Annotated in this window: 20 protein-coding genes; 7 read left to right on the forward strand and 13 right to left on the reverse strand. The window is 45.5% G+C overall.

Features of this window, described 5'->3' with window-relative positions; translation table 11 throughout:
- Positions 1–5 precede the first annotated feature (5 nt).
- The 3 genes from BACSA_RS07565 to BACSA_RS07575 all read right to left on the reverse strand — a co-directional run bounded on the left by BACSA_RS07565 (position 6) and on the right by BACSA_RS07575 (position 5,797).
- Complete coding sequence (locus tag BACSA_RS07565; protein ID WP_013617519.1) at positions 6–3,269, reverse strand: SusC/RagA family TonB-linked outer membrane protein; 3,264 nt, start codon at positions 3,267–3,269, stop codon at positions 6–8.
- A 30-nt stretch (positions 3,270–3,299) separates the two neighbouring features.
- A complete protein-coding gene (locus BACSA_RS07570) occupies positions 3,300–4,733 on the reverse strand; it encodes a calcineurin-like phosphoesterase C-terminal domain-containing protein (protein ID WP_013617520.1) in 1,434 nt (477 codons plus the stop codon).
- Between the two features lie 383 nt (positions 4,734–5,116).
- Positions 5,117–5,797, reverse strand: coding sequence for an MIP family channel protein (locus tag BACSA_RS07575; RefSeq protein ID WP_013617521.1), 681 nt, complete (start codon positions 5,795–5,797; stop codon positions 5,117–5,119).
- Positions 5,798–5,967: 170 nt separating this feature from the next.
- Here BACSA_RS07575 and BACSA_RS07580 point away from each other — a divergent pair, with 170 nt between their 5' ends.
- Positions 5,968–6,195 (forward strand): winged helix-turn-helix domain-containing protein, encoded by a 228-nt coding sequence (locus BACSA_RS07580; protein ID WP_013617522.1) that lies wholly within the window; start codon positions 5,968–5,970, stop codon positions 6,193–6,195.
- 77 nt (positions 6,196–6,272) lie between these two features.
- Here BACSA_RS07580 and BACSA_RS07585 read toward each other — a convergent pair whose 3' ends face one another.
- From BACSA_RS07585 to BACSA_RS07605, 5 genes are all read right to left on the reverse strand, one after another.
- Positions 6,273–6,479 (reverse strand): winged helix-turn-helix domain-containing protein, encoded by a 207-nt coding sequence (locus BACSA_RS07585; protein ID WP_013617523.1) that lies wholly within the window; start codon positions 6,477–6,479, stop codon positions 6,273–6,275.
- Positions 6,480–6,647: 168 nt separating this feature from the next.
- Entirely contained in the window at positions 6,648–7,121 is a 474-nt protein-coding gene (locus BACSA_RS07590; protein WP_013617524.1) for a C-GCAxxG-C-C family protein, read from the reverse strand.
- A 2-nt stretch (positions 7,122–7,123) separates the two neighbouring features.
- Positions 7,124–8,083 carry a D-2-hydroxyacid dehydrogenase gene (locus BACSA_RS07595; RefSeq protein ID WP_013617525.1) on the reverse strand — a complete coding sequence of 320 codons (960 nt, stop codon included), beginning with the start codon at positions 8,081–8,083 and terminating at the stop codon, positions 7,124–7,126.
- Between the two features lie 15 nt (positions 8,084–8,098).
- The gene (locus BACSA_RS07600) at positions 8,099–9,373 is read right to left on the reverse strand and encodes a replication-associated recombination protein A (RefSeq protein ID WP_013617526.1); all 1,275 of its coding nucleotides are present in this window, start codon (positions 9,371–9,373) and stop codon (positions 8,099–8,101) included.
- 372 nt (positions 9,374–9,745) lie between these two features.
- Complete coding sequence (locus tag BACSA_RS07605; RefSeq protein ID WP_013617527.1) at positions 9,746–10,633, reverse strand: hypothetical protein; 888 nt, start codon at positions 10,631–10,633, stop codon at positions 9,746–9,748.
- A 523-nt stretch (positions 10,634–11,156) separates the two neighbouring features.
- Here BACSA_RS07605 and BACSA_RS07610 point away from each other — a divergent pair.
- The 3 genes from BACSA_RS07610 to phnW are packed head-to-tail and all read left to right on the forward strand — an operon-like array spanning position 11,157 to position 14,445.
- Positions 11,157–12,518, forward strand: coding sequence for a DUF5690 family protein (locus BACSA_RS07610; RefSeq protein WP_013617528.1), 1,362 nt, complete (start codon positions 11,157–11,159; stop codon positions 12,516–12,518).
- Positions 12,515–13,315: a phosphonoacetaldehyde hydrolase gene (gene phnX / locus BACSA_RS07615; RefSeq protein ID WP_013617529.1), complete on the forward strand. Its 801-nt coding sequence runs from the start codon at positions 12,515–12,517 to the stop codon at positions 13,313–13,315. The genes BACSA_RS07610 and phnX overlap by 4 nt, the downstream gene beginning before the upstream one ends.
- Positions 13,316–13,359: 44 nt before the next feature.
- Positions 13,360–14,445, forward strand: coding sequence for a 2-aminoethylphosphonate--pyruvate transaminase (phnW, locus tag BACSA_RS07620; RefSeq protein ID WP_013617530.1), 1,086 nt, complete (start codon positions 13,360–13,362; stop codon positions 14,443–14,445).
- Between the two features lie 197 nt (positions 14,446–14,642).
- On the opposite strand, the gene BACSA_RS07625 is transcribed toward phnW, so the two are convergent.
- From BACSA_RS07625 to BACSA_RS07645, 5 genes are all read right to left on the reverse strand, one after another.
- A complete protein-coding gene (locus BACSA_RS07625; RefSeq protein WP_013617531.1) occupies positions 14,643–15,215 on the reverse strand; it encodes a plasmid pRiA4b ORF-3 family protein in 573 nt (190 codons plus the stop codon).
- A gap of 149 nt (positions 15,216–15,364) precedes the next feature.
- Entirely contained in the window at positions 15,365–15,712 is a 348-nt protein-coding gene (locus BACSA_RS07630) for a type II toxin-antitoxin system HicB family antitoxin (protein WP_013617532.1), read from the reverse strand.
- A gap of 3 nt (positions 15,713–15,715) precedes the next feature.
- The gene (locus BACSA_RS07635) at positions 15,716–16,000 is read right to left on the reverse strand and encodes a type II toxin-antitoxin system HicA family toxin (RefSeq protein ID WP_013617533.1); all 285 of its coding nucleotides are present in this window, start codon (positions 15,998–16,000) and stop codon (positions 15,716–15,718) included.
- Between the two features lie 147 nt (positions 16,001–16,147).
- Positions 16,148–16,798: a hypothetical protein gene (locus BACSA_RS07640; RefSeq protein ID WP_013617534.1), complete on the reverse strand. Its 651-nt coding sequence runs from the start codon at positions 16,796–16,798 to the stop codon at positions 16,148–16,150.
- Between the two features lie 80 nt (positions 16,799–16,878).
- Positions 16,879–17,376, reverse strand: coding sequence for a very short patch repair endonuclease (locus tag BACSA_RS07645; RefSeq protein WP_013617535.1), 498 nt, complete (start codon positions 17,374–17,376; stop codon positions 16,879–16,881).
- A gap of 121 nt (positions 17,377–17,497) precedes the next feature.
- Between BACSA_RS07645 and BACSA_RS07650 the strand changes: the two genes are divergently transcribed.
- The 3 genes from BACSA_RS07650 to BACSA_RS07660 are packed head-to-tail and all read left to right on the forward strand — an operon-like array spanning position 17,498 to position 20,873.
- Positions 17,498–18,451 carry a HaeIII family restriction endonuclease gene (locus BACSA_RS07650; protein WP_013617536.1) on the forward strand — a complete coding sequence of 318 codons (954 nt, stop codon included), beginning with the start codon at positions 17,498–17,500 and terminating at the stop codon, positions 18,449–18,451.
- A gap of 5 nt (positions 18,452–18,456) precedes the next feature.
- On the forward strand, positions 18,457–19,467 hold the full coding sequence (locus BACSA_RS07655; protein ID WP_013617537.1) for a DNA cytosine methyltransferase: 1,011 nt from the start codon (positions 18,457–18,459) through the stop codon (positions 19,465–19,467).
- Positions 19,468–19,481: 14 nt separating this feature from the next.
- Positions 19,482–20,873, forward strand: a complete 1,392-nt coding sequence (locus BACSA_RS07660) for a DNA cytosine methyltransferase (RefSeq protein ID WP_013617538.1) — start codon at positions 19,482–19,484, stop codon at positions 20,871–20,873.
- Positions 20,874–20,997 lie beyond the last annotated feature (124 nt).

Here is a 20,997-nt window from a genome sequence, read left to right on the forward strand (position 1 = left end):
TCATGTTAGAAAGTGACATCGATACCGAACAGGAATGACTTCTGCCACGGATAGAATGCATTGTTGTAAGCTCCGCTCCGGTCGATAGCTCCTTCAGGGTCGACATACTTCGAATGTTTCTTCAACGGAGACCAATAGCAGAGGTTTTCACCCGTAAAATATACGCGTACCGACTCAATGCCGGCTTTCTTCGTCCACTGCTGCGGCAAGGTATAACCTACGGTCAGATTCTTGAAACGCATGTAACGTATATTCTGCAAATAACGGTCGTTTATATTGCTCAGCACACCGCTTGATGCCGAATAAGCCATTGCACGCGGGAAATAAGCATCTGTATTATCTGTGGACCATACGTCTTTCAAGAAATCTTTCTGCAAGAAAGACAGGTACGGATAAGAGTAAGCTCCCCAGAAAGGCATGGATTCTCCGTCAGGATACCAGTAATGATTGCCCGTTCCCTGGAAGAATGCCGATACATCAATGCCGTTCCAACGCACGCTTGCCGTAATACCGTAAGAAAGCGAAGGCAACGAATTACCGAGTATCTTACGGTCGCCCGGAGCGTTCACATTATTGCTTCCGATATTTACCTTATTGTCACCATTCAAATCGACAAACTTCACGTCGCCTGCCTGCCAGCCTCCGGTTTGCCCTTTCAATACATAAGTCAAGTCTACTTGGTCGGCGTATGCCTGTGCTTCTTCATCGGTTTGGAAAAGCCCGTCGGTCACGAATCCCCAGATTTCTCCGATTTCCTTACCCTCATAATAATCTTTGGCAAAAGTCTTGTCCTTATTATCATACTTCGTAACAATGCTCTTGTAGTCGCTCAGGTTAACCCCGATGCTGTACTCAAACGGTTTGCCTCCCAGCGTCAACTGGTCATGCCAGTTCAAGGTGATTTCGTATCCTTTCGTACGCAAGTCGGCAGCATTCATCTCCGGCATACTCGCTCCATAGACAGAAGGCAGTTCCACACCGTCGGTCAACATATCGCGGGTATCACGTATATAGCCGTCTACCGTCAAGTTCAAGCGGTTGCCCAGCATCGTCAAGTCGAAACCGAAGTCCCATTGCTGGGCGGTTTCCCATGTCATGTCCGAAGCAATCGGAGCACCCAACGTAGAATATTTGGGCAATACGCTTCCTTCACCAAACGTATAATTCAGATTGGCGATAGATACCAGACGCGCGAAGGTGTAATAAGAAGATACATTCTGATTGCCCAGGCTACCGAAAGAAGCCCTGATTTTCAAGTTGTCAACCAAACGGCGTGCCGGAAGGAAGAAAGGCTCTTCCGAAATGCGCCATCCTACAGAAGCCGAAGGAAAGAATCCCCAGCGGTTGCCTTTCGCAAAACGGGAAGTACCGTCGTAACGCCCGCTCACTTCGAACAGGTAACGGCTCTTGTAATCGTAGTTGATACGGCCGAAGATACCTAACAAAGCATACTCGTTCTGTCCGCCGCCTACACCGGTAATGGTAGCACCCTCGGCATTCTGACCTACCAAGTCCAAGTCATCCAAATCGGCAGATACCAGGTTTTCGCCGTATGCCGAAATGTTTTTGCTCTTCCATGCTTCGTAGTTCATACCGGCTACTACGGTCAAATGATGCGCATCGTTGAACGTATCGGTATAATTACCGAAGATGTTCGTCGAATAATAATTGCTCGTATTCACCGATTCATCCAAACGGTTGGCACCGGCACCGGTAGCATACGAAAGCAGTTCGCCATCGGGATATTCACGGTAATACATCGGATTGGAACGGCTTGTATTGCGTGTCTGATACAAACGGTATGTGAAGTCGCCCGTAAAGCTCAGTTCTTTTATCGGAGAATAAACCAAACGGGTTGTATTCGAAAAGTCTGTACCACGCTCTACATTGCGGTGTGAATCTTCGCCCAACAGAATATGACGGCCATTAGCCACCTTATAATTCAGATAAGGTGTACTATACAACCACGAACCATCGGGATTCTTCTGCGGGAAACAAGCCAAAGCGTGGCGGGCACTGTATGCCAAGGTATTTTCTACACTTCCATCGCCCAAATAGCTGTATTGCGAACTGTAGAACGACGTATTGTTCGACATCGTAAACCACTTATTAATGCGGAAGTCAATCTTCGAACGCAAGTTGTATTTCCGGTACACATCCGGATTTTCGCGCAAGATACCGGTCTGCTTGTCGAATGAACCAGACAAATAATACTTGATATCGTCTTTTCCGCCGCTGACAGAAAGGTTGTGCTGCTGCATCGGACGATTATCGCGGTACAATTCGTGCCACCAGTCGTGGTTTCCATAATATACCCATTGGCGGCGTCCGTTACGTACGTCTTCTACCACCCACGGGCGGTCGGGGTTCTCGGTCTTGTCGTTCACACGGTCCAGCAACTCCTGCATGTCCTGGTCTGTATAATCGACATACAATGTACCCGAATTGGCTTGCCAGAACTTGTTGATAGTATATACCGACCAATAACCGGTCGTTTCGTAGTCGGTAGAAGTGGTAGGTGCCTGCCAGCCGAAACGGCCGCTATAATGCACCGTAGCTTTCCCGTCTTTAGCAGCTCCGGACTTGGTAGTCACCAAAATCACACCAAAGGCTGCACGTGCACCATAAATAGCGGCAGCCGATGCGTCTTTAATTACGGAGATTGATTCTACATCGTTGGGATTGATGCGGTCTATCTCGCCCACCGCACCGTCTATCAACACCAGCGGTTCGGCATCGTTGATAGAAGTCACACCACGCACATTGATAGTAGCCGAGCTTCCCGGTACGCCCGAAGAAGTGGTTACGTTCAAACCAGCCACCGTACCTTGCAGCATATTGCTGAGCGAAGTCGTCACGCGGTGTTCCAGTTCATCGCCTCCTACTGTCGCTACCGCACCGGTCAGGTTTACTTTCTTCTGCTTGCCATATCCCACAACCACGGTCTCATTCAACATTACGGCATCTTCGCTCATGTGGACAGTTACACTCGACTGGTCGGGAGCAACCGTTACCTTTTGCGATGCAAAACCGATATAAGACACATTCAAGACCACTTTACCTGCGGGCACTTGAATCGTAAACGCCCCATCGATATCGGTTATCGCTCCAATGGTGGCACTCTCTACCGCGACCGTCACCCCAATCAGAGGCTCGTCGTTCGAGTCAAACACTTTTCCCGATATTGTCCTGGTTTGGGCGGAAAGCGTCATCACACTTCCTGCCACCAACAGCATCAGGAATACAACTACTGATTTTAATGTTCTCATTGTTTATGAATTAAAGAAAAATGCGTATAATCAGAGATTCACAGTCTGCGAATAAACTTCGCCGAAACGGTTGGTAAACTCTATTTTGATTTGTCTGGCACCGTCGGAAGGCATGGCACGGAACAAGTGAGCCGTAGGTTCAGCCTTGCTGCGGTCTTTCAGTTGCGAAGCACGCTCTTCATCCGAACCGACAAACTGTTCCATATCACCCATCGGCTTGCCATCCTGATACCATACCACACGGCAAGCACTATCCCAGTCCCAGACATTGGCTACCACAAAACTGCTTTGAGCCGTAAACTCTCCTTTATTATATATACGGAACTGATAAGCGAAATCGCGGCGCGTTGCCTTGTAATGCCATTTCACATTATCGCCATCTACATCTACTACCATATATCCATTGGGCGCACCACACTGGTTTACCCAGCCAGCCCACCAGCCGCCACAGGCTGCGCCGATATTGTGCTCGTAAAGCGTAGGAGTCACTTCGTTGTTTTGGAAAAAATGCGTATGTCCTGAGAATACATGCACCTTATAATCTTTCAGCACCTCTTTCAGAGCGTCTGCGTTACGGACATTTCCGCCCGGCGACACTTTATTCCATCCCGGCGCATGCAGGTTCAAGATAACCAGACTTCCTTTCGGCACATAACTTAAATCCTTCTTCAGCCATTCCAACTGCTGCCCTGTAAGGCTTTCTACATAACTTTTCCCGCCCACATAGTTGATGTCTTTCATCGTTACAATGTGCGCCTTGCCGATATTAAACGAATAATCGGTAGGTCCGAAATAGCTTCCGTATACCATTTCACCGTATACCGGAGTGCCCATCGCCATATTGTGAAGGTCTTGGTATTGCTTATCGAAATCGTGGTTTCCGATGCATTGGAAGAAAACAGCACCGGTATTTTTTACCGACTCTTGATATTCATCGAACAATGGCATGTTGTCCCACACCAAATCGCCCAAGGTCATGGCAATCACTTCACGCGACTGCTTTAAAGAATCGATAACTTCTTTCAAATCGGGTACCGTTTCCTGACGCCAGCGTTTCATCTGACGGGCATTACGTACTTGCGGGTCGGATATAGCAATGTAATGGAAACGCTCTTCCACTTCTTTACGCTTCGCTAACACAAAGTCATGTTTCCCCTCTGCTTGTGCCAACGCACGCACCGATATATAATAATCTCCTGCCAATCCGTCTTGTTGCGGCAAAACGCACGAAGCAGGCACCGAAATGCTCACAAACTTGCTCCGTGTCGTATCCGACACCAAAGACCAAACTCCTTGCGCATCGGTCTTAGTAAAGCTGATGCCATCGTTCACTACGACACCGGCAATTCCCTTCCCGCTTGGGTCGGTCACCTTCCCACCGAAGTCGAACACTACTTTCTGGGCACTTGCGCTTAAACAGAAAGCACCCAGCATCAGACTAAAAATCAATGATTTACTTTTCATTCGTTCCTTTGCTTTGTTAAAATTAACTACGTTTTTGTTTTCGAATGCAAAGAAACGGCTTCTACACTTCAAAACAGATACAGCCCTGTTACATTAGCGTGAGAATGCAATTACAGAAGCAATACAAAAAATAAAAAAGATTATCCGGACAAAAAATAAAATGCGAACGCTCATGCAAGCTGAAGCGGACGGTCGCATCGGATAAGTCAGGCGGTCACGTTACACGACACGTACGCCCGTATTTTAAGGATATCGGGCATCCATGCGCGCTTGAAAGGTTCAGTACCGGTATTCAAAAAATGCGGGTGTGCCAGAATAGACAATTCTATTTTGACACACCCGCCGTCTGTTAATTTCTATGTCTTTATCAGATAGCGTTTATCTTACCTGCCCCCACCGAGGGTTTTCCATACCAACGAGCTGAACGCTGCACCTATAAACGGAGCCACGATGAAGAGCCAAAGCTGTTCTAAGGCTTGTCCTCCTTCTACCAACGCCGGACCAATGCTCCGCGCCGGATTGACCGAAGTGCCCGTTATCGGGATACAAACAATGTGAATCAATACCAATGCCAGACCGATAGCCAGACCGGCAAAGTTGCCCGCCCCTTTCTTTTCATCGGTAGCACCAAGCACCACCAACACAAAAATAAAGGTAAACACCGCTTCGGCAATAAAAGCCTGAGCCATCTCGCCTTGGTCGAACGAGTTGGCACCCGATATGGTGGGTCCTCCATGACCGCCCGTAGAAATCAACAGCACCAAAATCAACGAACCGATGATGCCGCCGATAATCTGGAATATCATATACATCAACGCATCACGGCTGCTCATGCGCCCCGACATCCACACCCCCAACGTTATAGCCGGATTGATATGGCATCCAGAAACATTTCCTATGGTATAAGCCATAGCGACCACCGACAAGCCAAAAGTCAAGGCAACTCCGATTGTGCCTACTCCTGTACCCAGTGCGTCCGCCGCATTTCCGGCAAAAACCGCACTTCCGCATCCCATCAGGACTAAAACCATTGTCCCAATCATTTCAGCCAAATACTTTCTCATAAATGCAATGATTTAGGTTAAACATCTAATTAATCGCCTCTAATTTACAAAAAATATTGGGATTTATCATAATTTGAAGTATATTTGTAATGAAGTTTAGGCAAAGCCCCTTTTAAGAAAAGAGATTTTCAGCTTATAACCGGACTATTACACCTTAAAAACATACAATTATGAACATGCAAAGTATTGGCGAAAGCGCAGGTATCATCTGGAGATTGCTCTACGGTGATAATCGGAAATGGGAATACCAAGAATTGAAAAATGCAACTGGATTGCGTGACCGTGAACTGAATGCCGCTATCGGATGGCTGGCACGAGAAGGAAAAATCCAATTTGAAGAAGGCGACCAACAGCATGCATCTGCATTATACATCGAACTAAGCTATTATATCGGATGAATAATGCCGTTTAAAGAAAAAGCGCGATGAAAAAGAGAACCTTTTTCAACGCGCTTTTTTAATTCGCAAGATTTTACTTATTTCAACTTAACAGACAATTCACCCTCTTCCTCTTTCGTTTCAATCTTGTCTTCTCTCAACAACCAACCCAATCCTAAAAACAGATCTTTATCTGCTTTCAGCTTAGCTGCTTTCTTCAGCTCTTTTTGAGTCATTCCTTTTTCTTTTCCATTCAGTGCTTCCCAGATTTGTCCGGCGATAACACCTGCTTTTTCTTTTAACATAATCTTTTGCTTTTAAATCGTAAAACTACTCTAACTCAGAAAAGTCTGTATAATCGATGCAAAAATACAGAAAAAAACGTCCACTTGTGCTTTTTTAAAGAAAAACTTTTGGGTTATCTTTCAAAAAATGAACGAGAAACACAAATTTCCGTCATTTTCTTGTAACATTTATTTAACAAGCTTCCCCTGTTCTTCCAAAAAGTCACCGAATATCCGCGCCGCCAGCTCTATCATGCGAGGACAAGGGCGCTTGGCATAATACTGCGGCGTGCGCTCTTCGGGAATGGCGCTGACCGGCTCTTTTTTGGTCAGCCCTAACAACTCTCCACAACACAAGGTGCCGGTCTGCTCCTTGAACTTTGCGGCAAGTTCCTGCACCAAAGCATAATTGGCAGACTTGCCTGCACGGTCTGCCCCTACCACTGCACTACGCTCCAGCCCCGCAAGCAAAAACATGCCACATGCGGCTCCACATGTCAGGCGCATCCGCCCGATTCCGGCTCCGAACGAGGCCGACATCCGGAACGCCTGCTCGGGTGTAAAGCCATACAAGTCGGCGTATGCGCCTACCACCGACTGTGCACAATTATATCCTTCCTTGAATAAAGACACCGCTTTCGCTATCCGCTCTTCTTTCGTCATGCTTAACCCTCCAATACATTATTAATAGGTGTACCGTTCATCCATGCTTTCAGATTCTCTACCACCTGCGCCATAAGCCTTTCCCGGGCTTCATGAGTAGCCCACGCTATGTGAGGCGTAATGAAACAATTCTTTAACTTCAAAAGCGGATTTCCCGGCGAGGGCGGTTCGGACGAGAGCACATCCAGCCCTGCACCAAGCAACTTGCCGCTCATCAAAGCCCGCTCCAACGCCTTCTCGTCTATCAGGCCTCCCCTGCCCGTATTAATCAGAATCGCTCCTTGCTTCATCAAGGATAAACGGAACGAATTCACCATCTCTTTGGTTTCGGAAGTCAAGGGGCAATGCAGGCTCACGATATCGCATGTAGAAAACACATCATTCAGCTTCGCCTTCTCGTATTCTTTCGGCAATTTCATATTCATATTATGCGGACAAACCACCACTTTCATGCCAAACGCCGAAGCCACCTTAGCCATAGCCTGACCGATATGGCCGAAACCGATTAATCCGATACGTTTCCCCTTCAGTTCTATCAGAGGCGTGTCGCGATACGAAAAGTCAGGCTGGGCACTCCATACCCCATTTTGAACCTCACGCGCATAATGACCTACCCGAAGCGCAATATTCAAAATATGGGCAAAAGCCATTTGCACCACCGAATCGGTACTGTATGCGGGAATATTGGTCACTACAATCCCCCGCTCGCGGGCAGCATCCAAATCAACGATGTTATATCCTGTAGCCAATACGCCGATATATTTCAAGTCGGGCAAATGCTCGATTGCAGAACGGTTGAGCACCACTTTATTCGTCAATACCACTTCGGCTCCTGCGGCTCTCCGCACCACGTCCTCCTGCGCCGTACGGTCGTGCACCGTCACCTCTCCCAGTTCGTTCAATTCTTCCCAATCCCGTTCGCCTTGATTCAAGGTATATCCATCCAATACTACTATTTTCATACATTTATTCTTTAATTATTCTTTAAATCTTTCTCCCCATAACTGCACCATGCGGTCCTTCAGCTTCTGTTCAGCCGGATTCTCTTGCGCATGCCAGAAACGTTGTGCCTGAATCCCGTCCGGCAAGAATTGCTGCACCACAAAATGGTCTTTATAATCGTGTGCATATTTATAATTCCGGGCATATCCCAATTGCTTCATCAACTTGGTCGGAGCATTCCGCAAGTGCAAGGGAACAGGCAAGTTCCCTGTATCGCGCACGGTTTCGAGCGCCGCATTGATGCCCATGTATGCCGAATTGCTCTTCGGGCTTGTCGCAAGATAAACCGTAGCTTCCGCCAAAGGGATACGCCCTTCGGGCCAACCGATTTTCATCACGGCATCGAATGCCGCATTTGCCAAAAGCAAGGCGTTGGGGTTCGCCAAGCCGATATCTTCGGATGCCGAGATAACCAGACGCCGGGCAATGAACGCCGGGTCCTCGCCCCCTTCTACCATGCGTGCAAGCCAATAAAGCGCTCCGTCCGGGTCACTTCCCCGAATGGACTTGATGAAAGCCGAAATGATATCGTAGTGCATCTCCCCGTCCTTATCGTATGCCAACGGATTCTGCTGCAAACGCTCCACCACTTTCTCGTCCGTAATCACAACCGGCTCCGAATCGTCCGCCTCTACCACCAGTTCCAGAATATTAAGCAACTTCCGCGCGTCACCTCCCGAATAGCGGAGCATCGCATCGGTCTCTTCCAGTTCGATGTGTTTCTCCTTTAATATACTGTCCTTCTCCAGCGCGTGATGAAGCAGTTCCAGCAAATCGTCTTTCTCGAGCGGTTTCAACACATAGAGCTGGCATCGCGAAAGCAGGGGACGGATGACTTCGAACGAAGGGTTCTCCGTAGTAGCTCCTATCAGTGTCACCACTCCCGTCTCTACCGCTCCCAGCAAGGAATCCTGCTGGGACTTGCTGAACCGGTGTATCTCGTCGATAAACAGAATCGGGCTTTGGCTGGAAAAAAAACGCCCGTTACGAGCCTTCTCTATGACATCCCGCACTTCTTTTACTCCCGAAGTGACCGCACTCAACGTATAGAAAGGAACTTCCAGCCGGTTGGCTATAATCTGAGCCAATGTAGTCTTCCCTACTCCTGGAGGACCCCATAAAATAAAGGAAGAGATACGCCCGGCGTCAATCATGCGCCTCAATACAGCCCCCTCTCCCACCAAATGCTTCTGACCTATGTAATCGTCCAACGTCTTCGGACGCATCCGCTCTGCCAATGGTTGTGCCATAACTCAAATTTTAAATCATACAAAAGTAGCGATTTTCGTAAATCAACAGATAAGGTTGAGGAAAAATTTATAAAAAAGCGCAAACATACGGGCATAAAAAAAGCCTCTTTTCACAAAGAAGCTTTTTTAAGTTTTCAATAGGTATTAGTTTTTTTTAAGGTAAAAAGATTGTTTTCAGGATAACGCTACAAAGGTGAGGCCTTTTTTTGAACTAAACAAATAAAAAAGTATGTCTTTCAACATGTTTTTCGATTTTGTTTCATTTTTCTTTCTTTGCATTCTTTAAGTGCCTTACCCCTTATTCATGCTACAAAAGTAATAAAAATTCACTAAAACCAAGTCATTCCGCTATCATATTCTGTTAAAAACGTTTCATAGCGAAAGAATCTTCTTCTCTACGATTAAGTCTTCTTTCGTCATCCGAGGCGAAGGAATGTTGCACATACGGATAATATCTTCCGCCTGACAGGTATAATCGTAGTATGCCTTTTCTTTTTCATCCAGCACCTCCGGAGCCTTCAGTTCTCCCTTCAGTTTCAAAAACTCGTCGCGCGCTATGCTGTCCGAATATTTTACAAAAAGGATGCGCCGCGCCACGGGATTGTAATTATAGTCGAAACACATATACAGGCCGCGCAAGAAAGGCGGACGGTCGTACATCGGAAGCTTCAGGCAAATGTAGAACAAAGAGAGTTGGGGCGAAGGGTTCTCGTTGAACATCAGGTACAGGTGGTTGAAGCCGTTCATCAAAGCCGTACCCCAATGGGTCACCCCATACGCATTGTTATGCCCCACCTCCACATAATTGCCGTTCTCGGCAGGGGCAATCAGGTAGGGTTCAATCTTCAGGCTCCGGCTCCCCGACGAAATGCTATAGCTGATGTAAATGCCGCTGAAGTTGAACACACGCCCCATCGTCTCCTGCACATTGTTTTCCAACTGTACGAGAAACGGGCATCGGGCATCTTCCGGAACCGCCTTTGCCTGATAATCCGTGGAGAACAAAGAGTCTTTCAATCGGGCAAGCGAACCGAGCAATTTCTTTTTCGACACATTGTTCACCCACACCAGCGCATTGTTCAACGCCTCTTCCTCGCCCATCCCTTTCTCGCGGTTCTTGAAATAAGCGGGAAGCACCGTCGAATAAATAGCCGACAAGACGCTGGGCGAAAAGCCTGCCCGTTCCGCCATGTCCTTCATCTTGACGCCTTTCTGGCGCAAGAATGTCATGCGGTCGTATATTTCTTTTAATTCCTCCACAATAAAAACAGGGTTTGGGCACGAAGTTAATCAAAATTCTTCAAATATCCGCCCCGAATCATGCAGATAGTTGCGTTGCCCGATGCATATAGCTGCACCGGCATGTGCCTGTATATGCAAGTTTGGAAGACACGAAGCGTTACAATTGTTACAAATGACAATTACAAAAGTGTATTTCAACAAGGCGATTCCAGATTCCAATGAGGGAAGACTGACACAACATAAAATTATATATTATATATATATTATAATATATATAATATATAATTTTTAAAGAAGAAGTTCGCGCCATCGGCTGGCTTACATGAAAAACGGTTTTCAATTAATTGTAATTGTAACAATTGTAACGCTTCCTCATATTACAAACCGGTTTCATTTCCATGTCAGTGTGATGTCTATTTTGTAAAAGAACCGTTTCAGGAATGTTTCTGAATTGTTACACGAATATGATTCCTGCTTTATTCATTTTTCCCTTGACGGCAAGGCCCTACTTTTGCACCGGAATCAAAACGAGAACAGAAACATGAGAACTCAAACACAAACCATACCCGGAAACAAAAAGCCGATGCCCGACTGGCTCTTCGTGCTTTGGGCAGGAGGCACAGCCCTGCTTTCCTATTCCCTGGCCTATGCCCTGCGCAAGCCTTTCACGGCGGCAGAGTTCGAAGGGCTACAAGTGTACGGGATGGACTACAAGATAGCCGTCAGCATCATCCAATTGCTGGGTTATGTAAGCGCAAAGTTATTAGGCATCAAGTACATTTCCGAATTAAGACCCGAAGGACGCCTGAAGTTCATCATCGGCTCGGCGGCTTTGTCCGAAATCTCGCTCATCGCTTTCGGCGTGCTCCCTATACCTTATAATATAGTGGCGCTCTACTTCAACGGGCTTTCGCTGGGCTGCATGTGGGGAGTGATTTTCAGTTTCCTCGAAGGGCGGCGCACCACCGACATCCTTGCCAGCATCATGGGCGTAAGCATGGCACTCAGCTCGGGCGTGGCGAAATCGTTAGGCCTTTATGCGCTCAACCAGCTTCACGTGAGCGAGTTCTGGATGCCTGCCCTCATCGGAGCCGCGGCTTTTCCCCTGCTCTGCTTCACCGGATGGATGATGACCCGCTTCCCCAGACCTACGGAAGCCGACATCGCTTCGCGTTCAGAACGCGTCACACTGAACGGGCACCAGCGCTGGGCATTGTTCCGCCGGTTCATGCCCCTGCTCATCCTGCTTTTCGGAGCCAACCTCCTGCTCACCGTACAACGCGACATCAAGGAAGACTTTATCGTATGCATCATCGATGTACAGACCATCTCTTCGTGGGCATTCGCGCAAATCGACTCGATAGCGACCTTTGTCCTGCTGGCTGTATTCGCCTTGCTCGCCACAACCTACAATCACCTGAAGGTGCTTTGCATGTTATTGATACTCTCTACATTCGGTATGGGAACCTTGGCGTTCTTAGGGGCGACCGAAGGAAACGAGCATATCCCCACCACCATCTGGCTCTTCCTTCAAAGCCTTTGCCTGGACATCGCTTACCTGAGCTTCCAGACCATCTTCTTCGAACGCTTCATCGCCTGCTTCAAGATAAAGGGAAACGTGGGGTTCTTCATCATTACCATCGATTTCGTAGGCTATTTAGGCACACTCGGCTTGTTGCTCTTCAAGGAATTCTGCGCCTCTCACATCGACTGGGCATCCTTCTACAACCACATGAGCCTGTTCATCGGAGTGGCATGCTGCCTTTCCTTCATCGCCTCGCTGATTTACATGATTTATGCCCGGAAGCGCAAGCAAGGCCCCCTGCCCGAAAAGGCGGAACAACCTGAAACAAGAAAGAATGAAAAAGAAAATAATATCTACTTAACAACTTCTGCTATATGAAAAAGATTGAATGTGTGATTTTAGACTGGGCGGGAACCGCCGTAGATTATGGATGTTTTGCACCGGTATCGGCTTTCATCGAAAGCTTCCGAAGCCTGGGACTCGAAGTGAGTGCCGCCGAAACACGTGCCCACATGGGGCTGACCAAGATTGAAGAAATCCGTGCCCTGTTCCGTATCGACCACGTAAGCCAGGCGTTCCGCGAAAAATACGGACGCGACTATAACGAGAATGATATCCAATCCTGCTACGCCGAATTCCAACGTTTGCTTTTCAGCACCCTGCGCAACTATTCGGGTCCGATAGCGCATGTAGTGGAAACCATCGACACCCTGCGTGGCATGGGCATCCTGATAGGCTCCACCACAGGATATACCCAAGAGATGATGGACATCGTCATCCCTTCCGCCGCCGAGCAAGGATACAAGGTAGACAATTGCGTCACCTCGGACAACCTGCCCGCCGGACGCCCTGCACCTTATATGATTTATAAGAATATGTGCGACCTCGCCATTCCTTCCCGCTTCTCGGTATTGAAATACGGAGATACGATTTCCGACATCAAGGAAGGCGTGAACGCCGGTGTATGGAGCGTGGGAGTCATCTTGGGAAGCAACGAACTGGGACTGACCGAAGAAGAAGTGCAAAACATGCCCGAAGAAGAACTGAAAGCACGTATGCTCGAAGTAAGATACCGCATGTATGCCGCCGGAGCACACTATGTAGTGGATTCCATCAAGGAACTTCCTGCCCTCATCAATGCCATTAACGCACGCATGAATAACGAAACACTTTAATAATTGAATAACATAATACGTTAGAACTTTAATACCCTTAAAATATGAGACCGTATTTATTATTGACCCCCGGACCGTTAACCACAAGTGAAACCGTAAAAGAAGCCATGATGAGCGACTGGTGCACGTGGGACGAAGACTATAACGTAGGCATCGTGGAAGTAATCCGCAAAGAACTGGTAGAATTGGCAAGCAGCCGCCCCGAAGAATATACCGCCGTACTGATGCAAGGAAGCGGAAGCTTCTGCGTAGAAGCGACCTTAGGCTCGGTCATCCGCCCCGAAGACCACCTGCTGGTTGCCGCCAACGGCGCATACGGCAAACGCATGGGGGTAATAGCCGACTATTATCACCTGAACTATCACCTGATGAAGTTCGACGAAACCCAACAGGTAGACCCGGCACAGGTAGACGCATACCTGAACGAGCATCCCGAAGTGACACACGTATCGGTAGTGCATTGCGAAACCACCACGGGTGTGCTCAATCCGCTGGAAGCCATCGCCGAGGTTGTAAAACGCCACGATAAAGTGTTGATAGTAGATGCCATGAGCAGCTTCGGGGGAGTACCCATCGATATGGCGCAATTAGGCATCGACTTCATGATTAGTTCTGCCAACAAATGCATCCAGGGCGTTCCCGGATTCGGATTCATCTTGGCACGCCGTTCGCTCCTGGAGCAATGCAAAGGCGTAGCACGTTCGCTCTCGCTCGACCTCTACGACCAATGGGAAACCATGGAAAAAGGACACGGCAAATGGCGCTTTACCTCGCCTACCCATGTAGTACGTGCCTTCATGCAAGCCCTGAACGAACTGAAGGCGGAAGGAGGCATCGCCGCACGTCATGCCCGTTATAGTGAAAACCACCGTACACTGGTAGAAGGCATGCGCTCACTGGGATTCCGTACCCTGCTGCCCGATGAAGCACAATCGCCTGTCATCACCTCATTCTATTATCCCTCGGCAGATTTCAACTTCAAGGATTTCTACCAAAAGCTGAAAGCGAAAGGCTTTGTCATCTATCCGGGTAAAATCTCTCAAGCTGATACCTTCCGCATCGGAAACATCGGCGATGTATTCCCATCCGATTTCACACGCCTGGTAGAAGCCATCAAGGAAATCCGGTAATTCCCCAAAACGGATGAATACATCAAAAGGCTGTCTCAAAATAAAGAACGACTATTAAAAAGTAATGTCATCCTGAGCAAAGCGAAGGATCTCGTATGCATCAACTTCTGTTTTCGAGATCCTTCGCTTACGCTCAGGATGACAAAATGAAAGTTGATTCCAATTTTGAGACAGCCTTTTGAAACTTTATGTCACCCTTATAACTGAGACAAATACAGGTTCGTTTCTTCAAGATTAAAGCAATTGGCATCCCAAGTCTCACCGTCTTCCAGCCCCAGCCATTCACGCATTTCTTGAGCCTCTTCTGATTCCGGGTCTTCTTCCAACAATCCCTTCATATATTCATAGCCAGGCACACCGCCACAATCTTCCGGAGGACAAGTTCCCTTACCTGCCAGACAACGGGCATGCAAGAGAGCCTCATCGGATACGGCCTCCAATTTGATCGTATGTATCCAGTCATCCCCGAAGTCGTACCAATAAACCAGACTTTTCGAGGAATCTTTTCCCCAAAAAGTACGCAATTTCAACTTACTTGCATCTTTTCTTGGAACGAAAGAGAAAGCATCCATCTCATCCGGTTCGGATATATAGAAAGAACCGCCGTAAGCTTTGTCGGAAAAAGAATACAAATGCGCGTTTTCCCACCCAAAGGCTTCTTGGATTACGAAATGGAATTGCTGGAAAGTAAAAGAATCCGGTACCAATATCCGCCTCCATACAGGCGGTTTGGTGATACCTTTAATCTGAATTTTAAATTGGTAAGTCATGAGCTATGTATATTTTTGTTTGTTCATCCTCTGTTTGCCACTTCACTATGCCACCCCTCAAGAACTGCAAATATACGAAAAGATTTTAAATTCTTTTCCGAAAACATCAACAGATTCACTTTCCATATTCCGGTTCCGGCCATTCTTGTTCACATGGCATATTCATGTTCCAATTCGTTCACGATAGCTTTATTGATGAAGTCATTAATAGTAGTTCCGCTTCCGGCTACAGCCTCGGCCACACGTGAATGAAGCTCCGAAGACATTCTTACGATAAGTTTTCCACTATATGGTTTTTCCGGCTGTACGCCCCGTTCCTTACACCGCGAAAGATAATCGTCAACGCCTTCTTCAAAATCCTTACGAAGTTCGTCCACGCTGTTCCCCTCATACAAGATTGTTGCTTTATGCAATCCCTGTACTTTACCGAATAAGCAATTGTCTTCCGGGCTGAACTCTACAGATCCCGAATAGCCCTTATATTTAAAGAATCCCATAAATTATTTGTTTTTAGATTGTTCGTATTTTTCTATTAACCTGTTTTTCTGTATATGCTCTACAATACCTTTTATCACGTATGCCTTTAATATGCTTCCCGGATGCGGCTTGTGTAACGTGAAAGGAGCATCACCTTCCGGGTTTACAAATTCAACACGTGAACCTGATGTGCTTCCTTTATTGTTTTCTGTATATCCGAATATGCCGAACAACCTTTTAGCTTCATCATAAGTGAAGTCTTTCGGCTGTGACAATATACGGGCAATCAATTTTTCTTTAGTTCCCATCCTTTTATTATTTGAGTGCAAAGATACTAAATTTGATACTAAAAGCAAAATATTTCGTAGATATACTATGCCCAATAGATTTATACTTCACAAAGAGGATATATATGCAAATCCTCAATATAGAAACTCTCCAAATGCTTTTTCTAATTACTCGTAATAAATCATCCCTTCCTTGAACACCAACGTATGAAGCTCCGGCGAGTCGCATGGCACACCGACATCCCTATACTCTACCGTGTTGGTCTGTAACGTAAATATGGTTTCATTCCCTTTTTTATCTACATTATTAACATAGGAAGGTCTGTCAAATACCAATGAGGCATTACCATTTTTCAAAACAAGTATAGTCAGGCGAGGCGGTTGGCTCATTATATAAGTGCCGATAAACAACAATGCCATGGAATCCTCACCCTGGTCTATCTTATAATAGAAAGACGTTTTCCTGACATCACCATCAGGCTCATCCGTCAGGTATCCCCAACCTTCGTTGTTTTCCAAACTACATATTTCCTTTCCTTGGCAGCTTATACGAATGATATGTATGTCTCCCGGATCATTTTCCCAATTCTTGTATTTCAAGCATTCTATGTCGTATCTGTCTCCATTAGACGTATATTCGCTTTCATCCAACATTCGAATGTAAGGAGAAGTATTCTTATACTTCTTAACCGGATATGTTTCGACATACTTCCTTTTGATAGTGATATTTCCATCAGTGTCCATATCAAATACTTGCTCCTGTCCATAACTCAACATAGCAGATGCCCAAAAGAATACTAAAATCAATACCGTTTTCATCACCTATACATTTATCCAATAAAAAAACACAACACCATACAAAGATAAGGCTTTCTTTATCATTTCATCCTGACTTGGCATTAATATTCCGGTTCCGGCTCTGCAGCTATTATAGGAATTTCTTCAGGAAATTCATAACGGACAATGGAGCGGTCTTTCAAATAAATATGATTCAAGGTATATGCCAAAGACTCTAATGTTTCATTTCTTTTCGCAGGTTTCAGCTCACATTCCCACACGGTAATGCAATGCCAGCCCATCCTTGCCAGTTCACGTTGCTCCCGCTTATCGCGTTCTTTGTTCCGCTCTATCTTCGCTTGCCAATACGCAACATTCGTCCGAGGCAAATGCGAATACCTGCATCCTTCATGCCCGTGCCAAAAACAACCATTGACAAAGATAACCGTCCGATACTTCCGCAACACGATATCGGGATGACCGGGCAAACGGGGATGGTTCAGCCTGTACCTGAATCCTCTCGAAAACAGATACTTCCTGACTATCATTTCCGGCTTGGTATCCTTGCCGCGGATAGCAGCCATACACCGATGACGTTGTTCTTTAGTTAGTTTGTCCATTGCATATCATTTCTGTCCCGAAAGTTACGCCAATTCCAACAATATTACAAAATAAAAGCACAAAATATGGCATTATTCAAATGTTTTTAATACTTTTGCTACTCATTTATATAACACAACCATGAGCGACAAAAGTAACATCCAAGGCAGAGCTTACGAATTTATTTGCTTACTTACTCTTCAAGAAGAGACAAATAAAATCCGTCCGGCAAGAATCGTTACAAACAGCAGTTATTATGCTGCTCAACGAGCATGGAATAAATTAACTACCAATATACAGAATATCTATAAAACAAGTGCGTACGCAGCTGTTGCCAAAATATTCACATTAGAACCACGGATTATCGAAAAAGGGGAAGATGTATTGGAATTATTGATACAAACCGATAAAAAAGGGGAAAGCGGAGATGTACGTGACATTTTAATTATACGCAACCGCATCCATTGGGAAATCGGATTAAGCCTAAAACACAATCATTTTGCCGTAAAACATAGCAGGTTAAGTGACCGGTTGGATTTTGGCAGCAAATGGTACGGCATACCTTGTTCACCAGATTATTGGAAAGAAATACGCTCTGCATTCGACTATCTGAAAGCCTGCCAAAAGCGACATTTGAAATTTAAAGAATTGCCAAACAAAGAAAAAGACGTTTATATCCCGTTGTTGAAAGCATTCATCAATGAAATCAAACGCCAATATGCAGAACATAAAAACATTCCCGGAAAGTTAGTCAAATATCTTTTAGGGGAATATGACTTTTATAAAATTATCAGTATCGACAAAGAGCGGAATACAAAAATCCAATCTTATAACTTACACGGTACATTAGGGTCGGCAAGCCAAACGCAAAAACCTGCAAAAATCATCCCCATAGTGTCTCTGCCTACCCGAATTGTTAATTTAGATTTTGTGCCAGGAAGTCAAAATACAGTTGAACTCTATATGGATGAAGGCTGGCAATTCTCTTTCCGAATACATAACGCAAAAAACGATGTTGAGCCATCGCTAAAATTTGACATTCAAATAATCGGTATGCCAATAACCATCATCACTTTAAATTGTTTCTGGAATTAATTATGATGACATTAATTAGTTTATTCTCCGGAGCCGGAGGTCTGGATTTAGGTTTCCATTATGCAGGATTCAAAACGATAATCGCCAATGAACTTGATGCCAAAATATGCCCAACTTATCGGATAAATTTTCCTGATGTTAAACTGATAGAAGGAGATATACGGAATATCCCATCTTCTGAATTTCCTGATGGCATTACCGGTATCATCGGCGGTCCTCCTTGCCAATCGTGGAGCGAAGCCGGTTCTTTAAAAGGCATTGAAGATGCTCGCGGACAATTGTTTTATGAATATATCCGCATACTTAAAGATAAACAGCCCCTGTTTTTTGTAGCAGAAAATGTATCAGGGATGTTAGCCAAACGCCATTCTAGTGCAGTAAGCGGCTTTATGAAACTATTTGATGAAGCCGGTTATGACGTAAATCTGAAAATGCTGAATGCCAATGATTACGATGTTGCCGAAGACCGAGACCGAGTTTTTTACATCGGATTCCGGAAAGACTTGAACATTCACGATTTCAAGTACCCGACCCCGCTTAAACACAAACCGACTTTACGTGAATGTATTTGGGATTTACAAGACACAGCTATTCCTGCACGAGACAAAAACAAAACGAACGGAGATGCATGCATTGTGCCCAATAATGAATATTTTACAGGAGCATATTCTCCTATATTCATGTCGCGCAACCGAGTTCGCTCATGGGACGAACCCGGTTTTACGGTACAGGCAAGCGGACGGCAATGCCAACTGCATCCTCAAGCTCCTAAAATGATTAAAGTAGAGAAAAACCTGCAAAAGTTCGCAGAAGGATACGAGCATCTTTACAGGCGAATGAGCGTCCGTGAAGTAGCACGCATACAAAGCTTCCCGGATAGTTTCAAATTCATTTACGATGACGTAAACTACGGCTATAAGATGATTGGCAACGCAGTTCCGGTCAACCTGGCTTATCATGTTGCCTTACAAATCAAAAAAACATTGATAGAAAAAGGTGCCATTCAACCTGGATAAAATGACATAATTGTATGAAAGTAGCTTCATTCTTTTCAGGTTGTGGCGGATTAGACCTCGGTTTCGAACAAGCCGGAATAGAAGTTATTTGGGCAAATGACATCGAGGCTTCTATACATGAAACTTACCAGTACAACCATCCGAATACCATTTTATGCAAATCAGATATTCGGGAATTACATGCCTCCGACATTCCTGATTGTGACGGATTTATCGGAGGTCCCCCTTGCCAATCATGGAGTGAAGGAGGCAAACAACTTGGCTTAAACGACGAGCGCGGAAAGCTATTCCTTGATTATGTCCGGTTAATAAAAGAGAAGCAACCTAAATTTTTTGTTATCGAAAATGTTAAAGGTATCATCAGCGACAAACATCTGCAAACGTTTTTATCTTTTCTTTCTATTCTTGAAAAAGTCGGTTATATTGTAAGCTATGCCTTATTGAATGCGGCAGATTTCCGCATTCCTCAAGACCGTTACCGGGTATTTGTCGTAGGATTCCTAAAAGACTTGAATTGCAATTTTCACTTTCCACATCCTTTACAGAATGCTCATATAACTTTACAGAAAGCGATAGGAGACATCAATGAAGTCCCTCGTTTTTATGCAGATGGCGACACCGTAAACCAAACATACGGACGTTGGCTTAACCATGATGTTTTCACAGGACCGTTTGATGCAAAGTTCATGTCACGCAATCGGGTACGTGCATGGAATGAAGTTTCATTTACTATTCAGGCACAAGCCAAGAACTGTCCTTTACATCCGCAAGCTCCGACCATGAAATATATATCCCCACACAAACGTATATTTGCAGTCGGATATGAGCATTTATACCGCCGGTTCAGCATAAGGGAATGCGCCAGAATACAAAGCTTTCCCGATAGTTTCCGTTTCTTTTACAACGACATACAAGAAGGTTATAAAATGGTTGGCAATGCCGTACCTCCCCGTTTGGCTAAATTCATAGCCCTGAATATAAAAAACGCCTTCACTTCTATCCATTCAGCAGAAAAAGAATTCGTATTAGTAGGCTACTATAAGGATGAAAAACAATTGCATCTGACTTTGCAAAATAAACTCTATTATGTCCGTTCTGGATTCAGGCGCGGTGCTCTGCAAATGCCAGTAGGCATGCCCGTTCCCGCCTATCTGTTATTGCATCACAAAAAAAGCCGTTTCTTATACAAGCTCATTCCTAAATCCCCTTCCTGCGTAACAGCTGCAGATTTATCAGCCAAAGGGTTCTCTCCATCTGGCAATGAATACCTGACATTCGGATTAGAAAATACAAAAGAAATTCATATCAAAGACTTGAACCTACAAACCATTCAACTCCCTAACGGAAGGAACGCTACATTCCCTTATATAACTGACATAGAAACACTGAGGAAAGAATTGAAGTAACCCCCAATGCCTGCGTTTTCCTCTGATACTCTCATGAAATGTCAAGCCCCGCCACCAAGTGTTATGCTTGAACTGCGGGGCTTCTTTCATATCAATACCAACCTTTTTTTAATTCAACTACTTT

The organism is Phocaeicola salanitronis DSM 18170 (assembly GCF_000190575.1).
In the GTDB taxonomy this organism is placed as follows: domain Bacteria; phylum Bacteroidota; class Bacteroidia; order Bacteroidales; family Bacteroidaceae; genus Phocaeicola; species Phocaeicola salanitronis.

Bases quoted from the DNA above. Each gene is read 5' to 3' on its own strand.
- BACSA_RS07565 (WP_013617519.1), bottom strand. From the start codon at position 3,269: ATGAGAACATTAAAATCAGTAGTTGTATTCCTGATGCTGTTGGTGGCA.
- BACSA_RS07570 (WP_013617520.1), bottom strand. From the start codon at position 4,733: ATGAAAAGTAAATCATTGATTTTTAGTCTGATGCTGGGTGCTTTCTGT.
- BACSA_RS07575 (WP_013617521.1), bottom strand. From the start codon at position 5,797: ATGAGAAAGTATTTGGCTGAAATGATTGGGACAATGGTTTTAGTCCTG.
- BACSA_RS07580 (WP_013617522.1), top strand. From the start codon at position 5,968: ATGAACATGCAAAGTATTGGCGAAAGCGCAGGTATCATCTGGAGATTG.
- BACSA_RS07585 (WP_013617523.1), bottom strand. From the start codon at position 6,479: ATGTTAAAAGAAAAAGCAGGTGTTATCGCCGGACAAATCTGGGAAGCA.
- BACSA_RS07590 (WP_013617524.1), bottom strand. From the start codon at position 7,121: ATGACGAAAGAAGAGCGGATAGCGAAAGCGGTGTCTTTATTCAAGGAA.
- BACSA_RS07595 (WP_013617525.1), bottom strand. From the start codon at position 8,083: ATGAAAATAGTAGTATTGGATGGATATACCTTGAATCAAGGCGAACGG.
- BACSA_RS07600 (WP_013617526.1), bottom strand. From the start codon at position 9,373: ATGGCACAACCATTGGCAGAGCGGATGCGTCCGAAGACGTTGGACGAT.
- BACSA_RS07610 (WP_013617528.1), top strand. From the start codon at position 11,157: ATGAGAACTCAAACACAAACCATACCCGGAAACAAAAAGCCGATGCCC.
- phnX (WP_013617529.1), top strand. From the start codon at position 12,515: ATGAAAAAGATTGAATGTGTGATTTTAGACTGGGCGGGAACCGCCGTA.
- phnW (WP_013617530.1), top strand. From the start codon at position 13,360: ATGAGACCGTATTTATTATTGACCCCCGGACCGTTAACCACAAGTGAA.
- BACSA_RS07625 (WP_013617531.1), bottom strand. From the start codon at position 15,215: ATGACTTACCAATTTAAAATTCAGATTAAAGGTATCACCAAACCGCCT.
- BACSA_RS07630 (WP_013617532.1), bottom strand. From the start codon at position 15,712: ATGGGATTCTTTAAATATAAGGGCTATTCGGGATCTGTAGAGTTCAGC.
- BACSA_RS07635 (WP_013617533.1), bottom strand. From the start codon at position 16,000: ATGGGAACTAAAGAAAAATTGATTGCCCGTATATTGTCACAGCCGAAA.
- BACSA_RS07640 (WP_013617534.1), bottom strand. From the start codon at position 16,798: ATGAAAACGGTATTGATTTTAGTATTCTTTTGGGCATCTGCTATGTTG.
- BACSA_RS07645 (WP_013617535.1), bottom strand. From the start codon at position 17,376: ATGGACAAACTAACTAAAGAACAACGTCATCGGTGTATGGCTGCTATC.
- BACSA_RS07650 (WP_013617536.1), top strand. From the start codon at position 17,498: ATGAGCGACAAAAGTAACATCCAAGGCAGAGCTTACGAATTTATTTGC.
- BACSA_RS07655 (WP_013617537.1), top strand. From the start codon at position 18,457: ATGACATTAATTAGTTTATTCTCCGGAGCCGGAGGTCTGGATTTAGGT.
- BACSA_RS07660 (WP_013617538.1), top strand. From the start codon at position 19,482: ATGAAAGTAGCTTCATTCTTTTCAGGTTGTGGCGGATTAGACCTCGGT.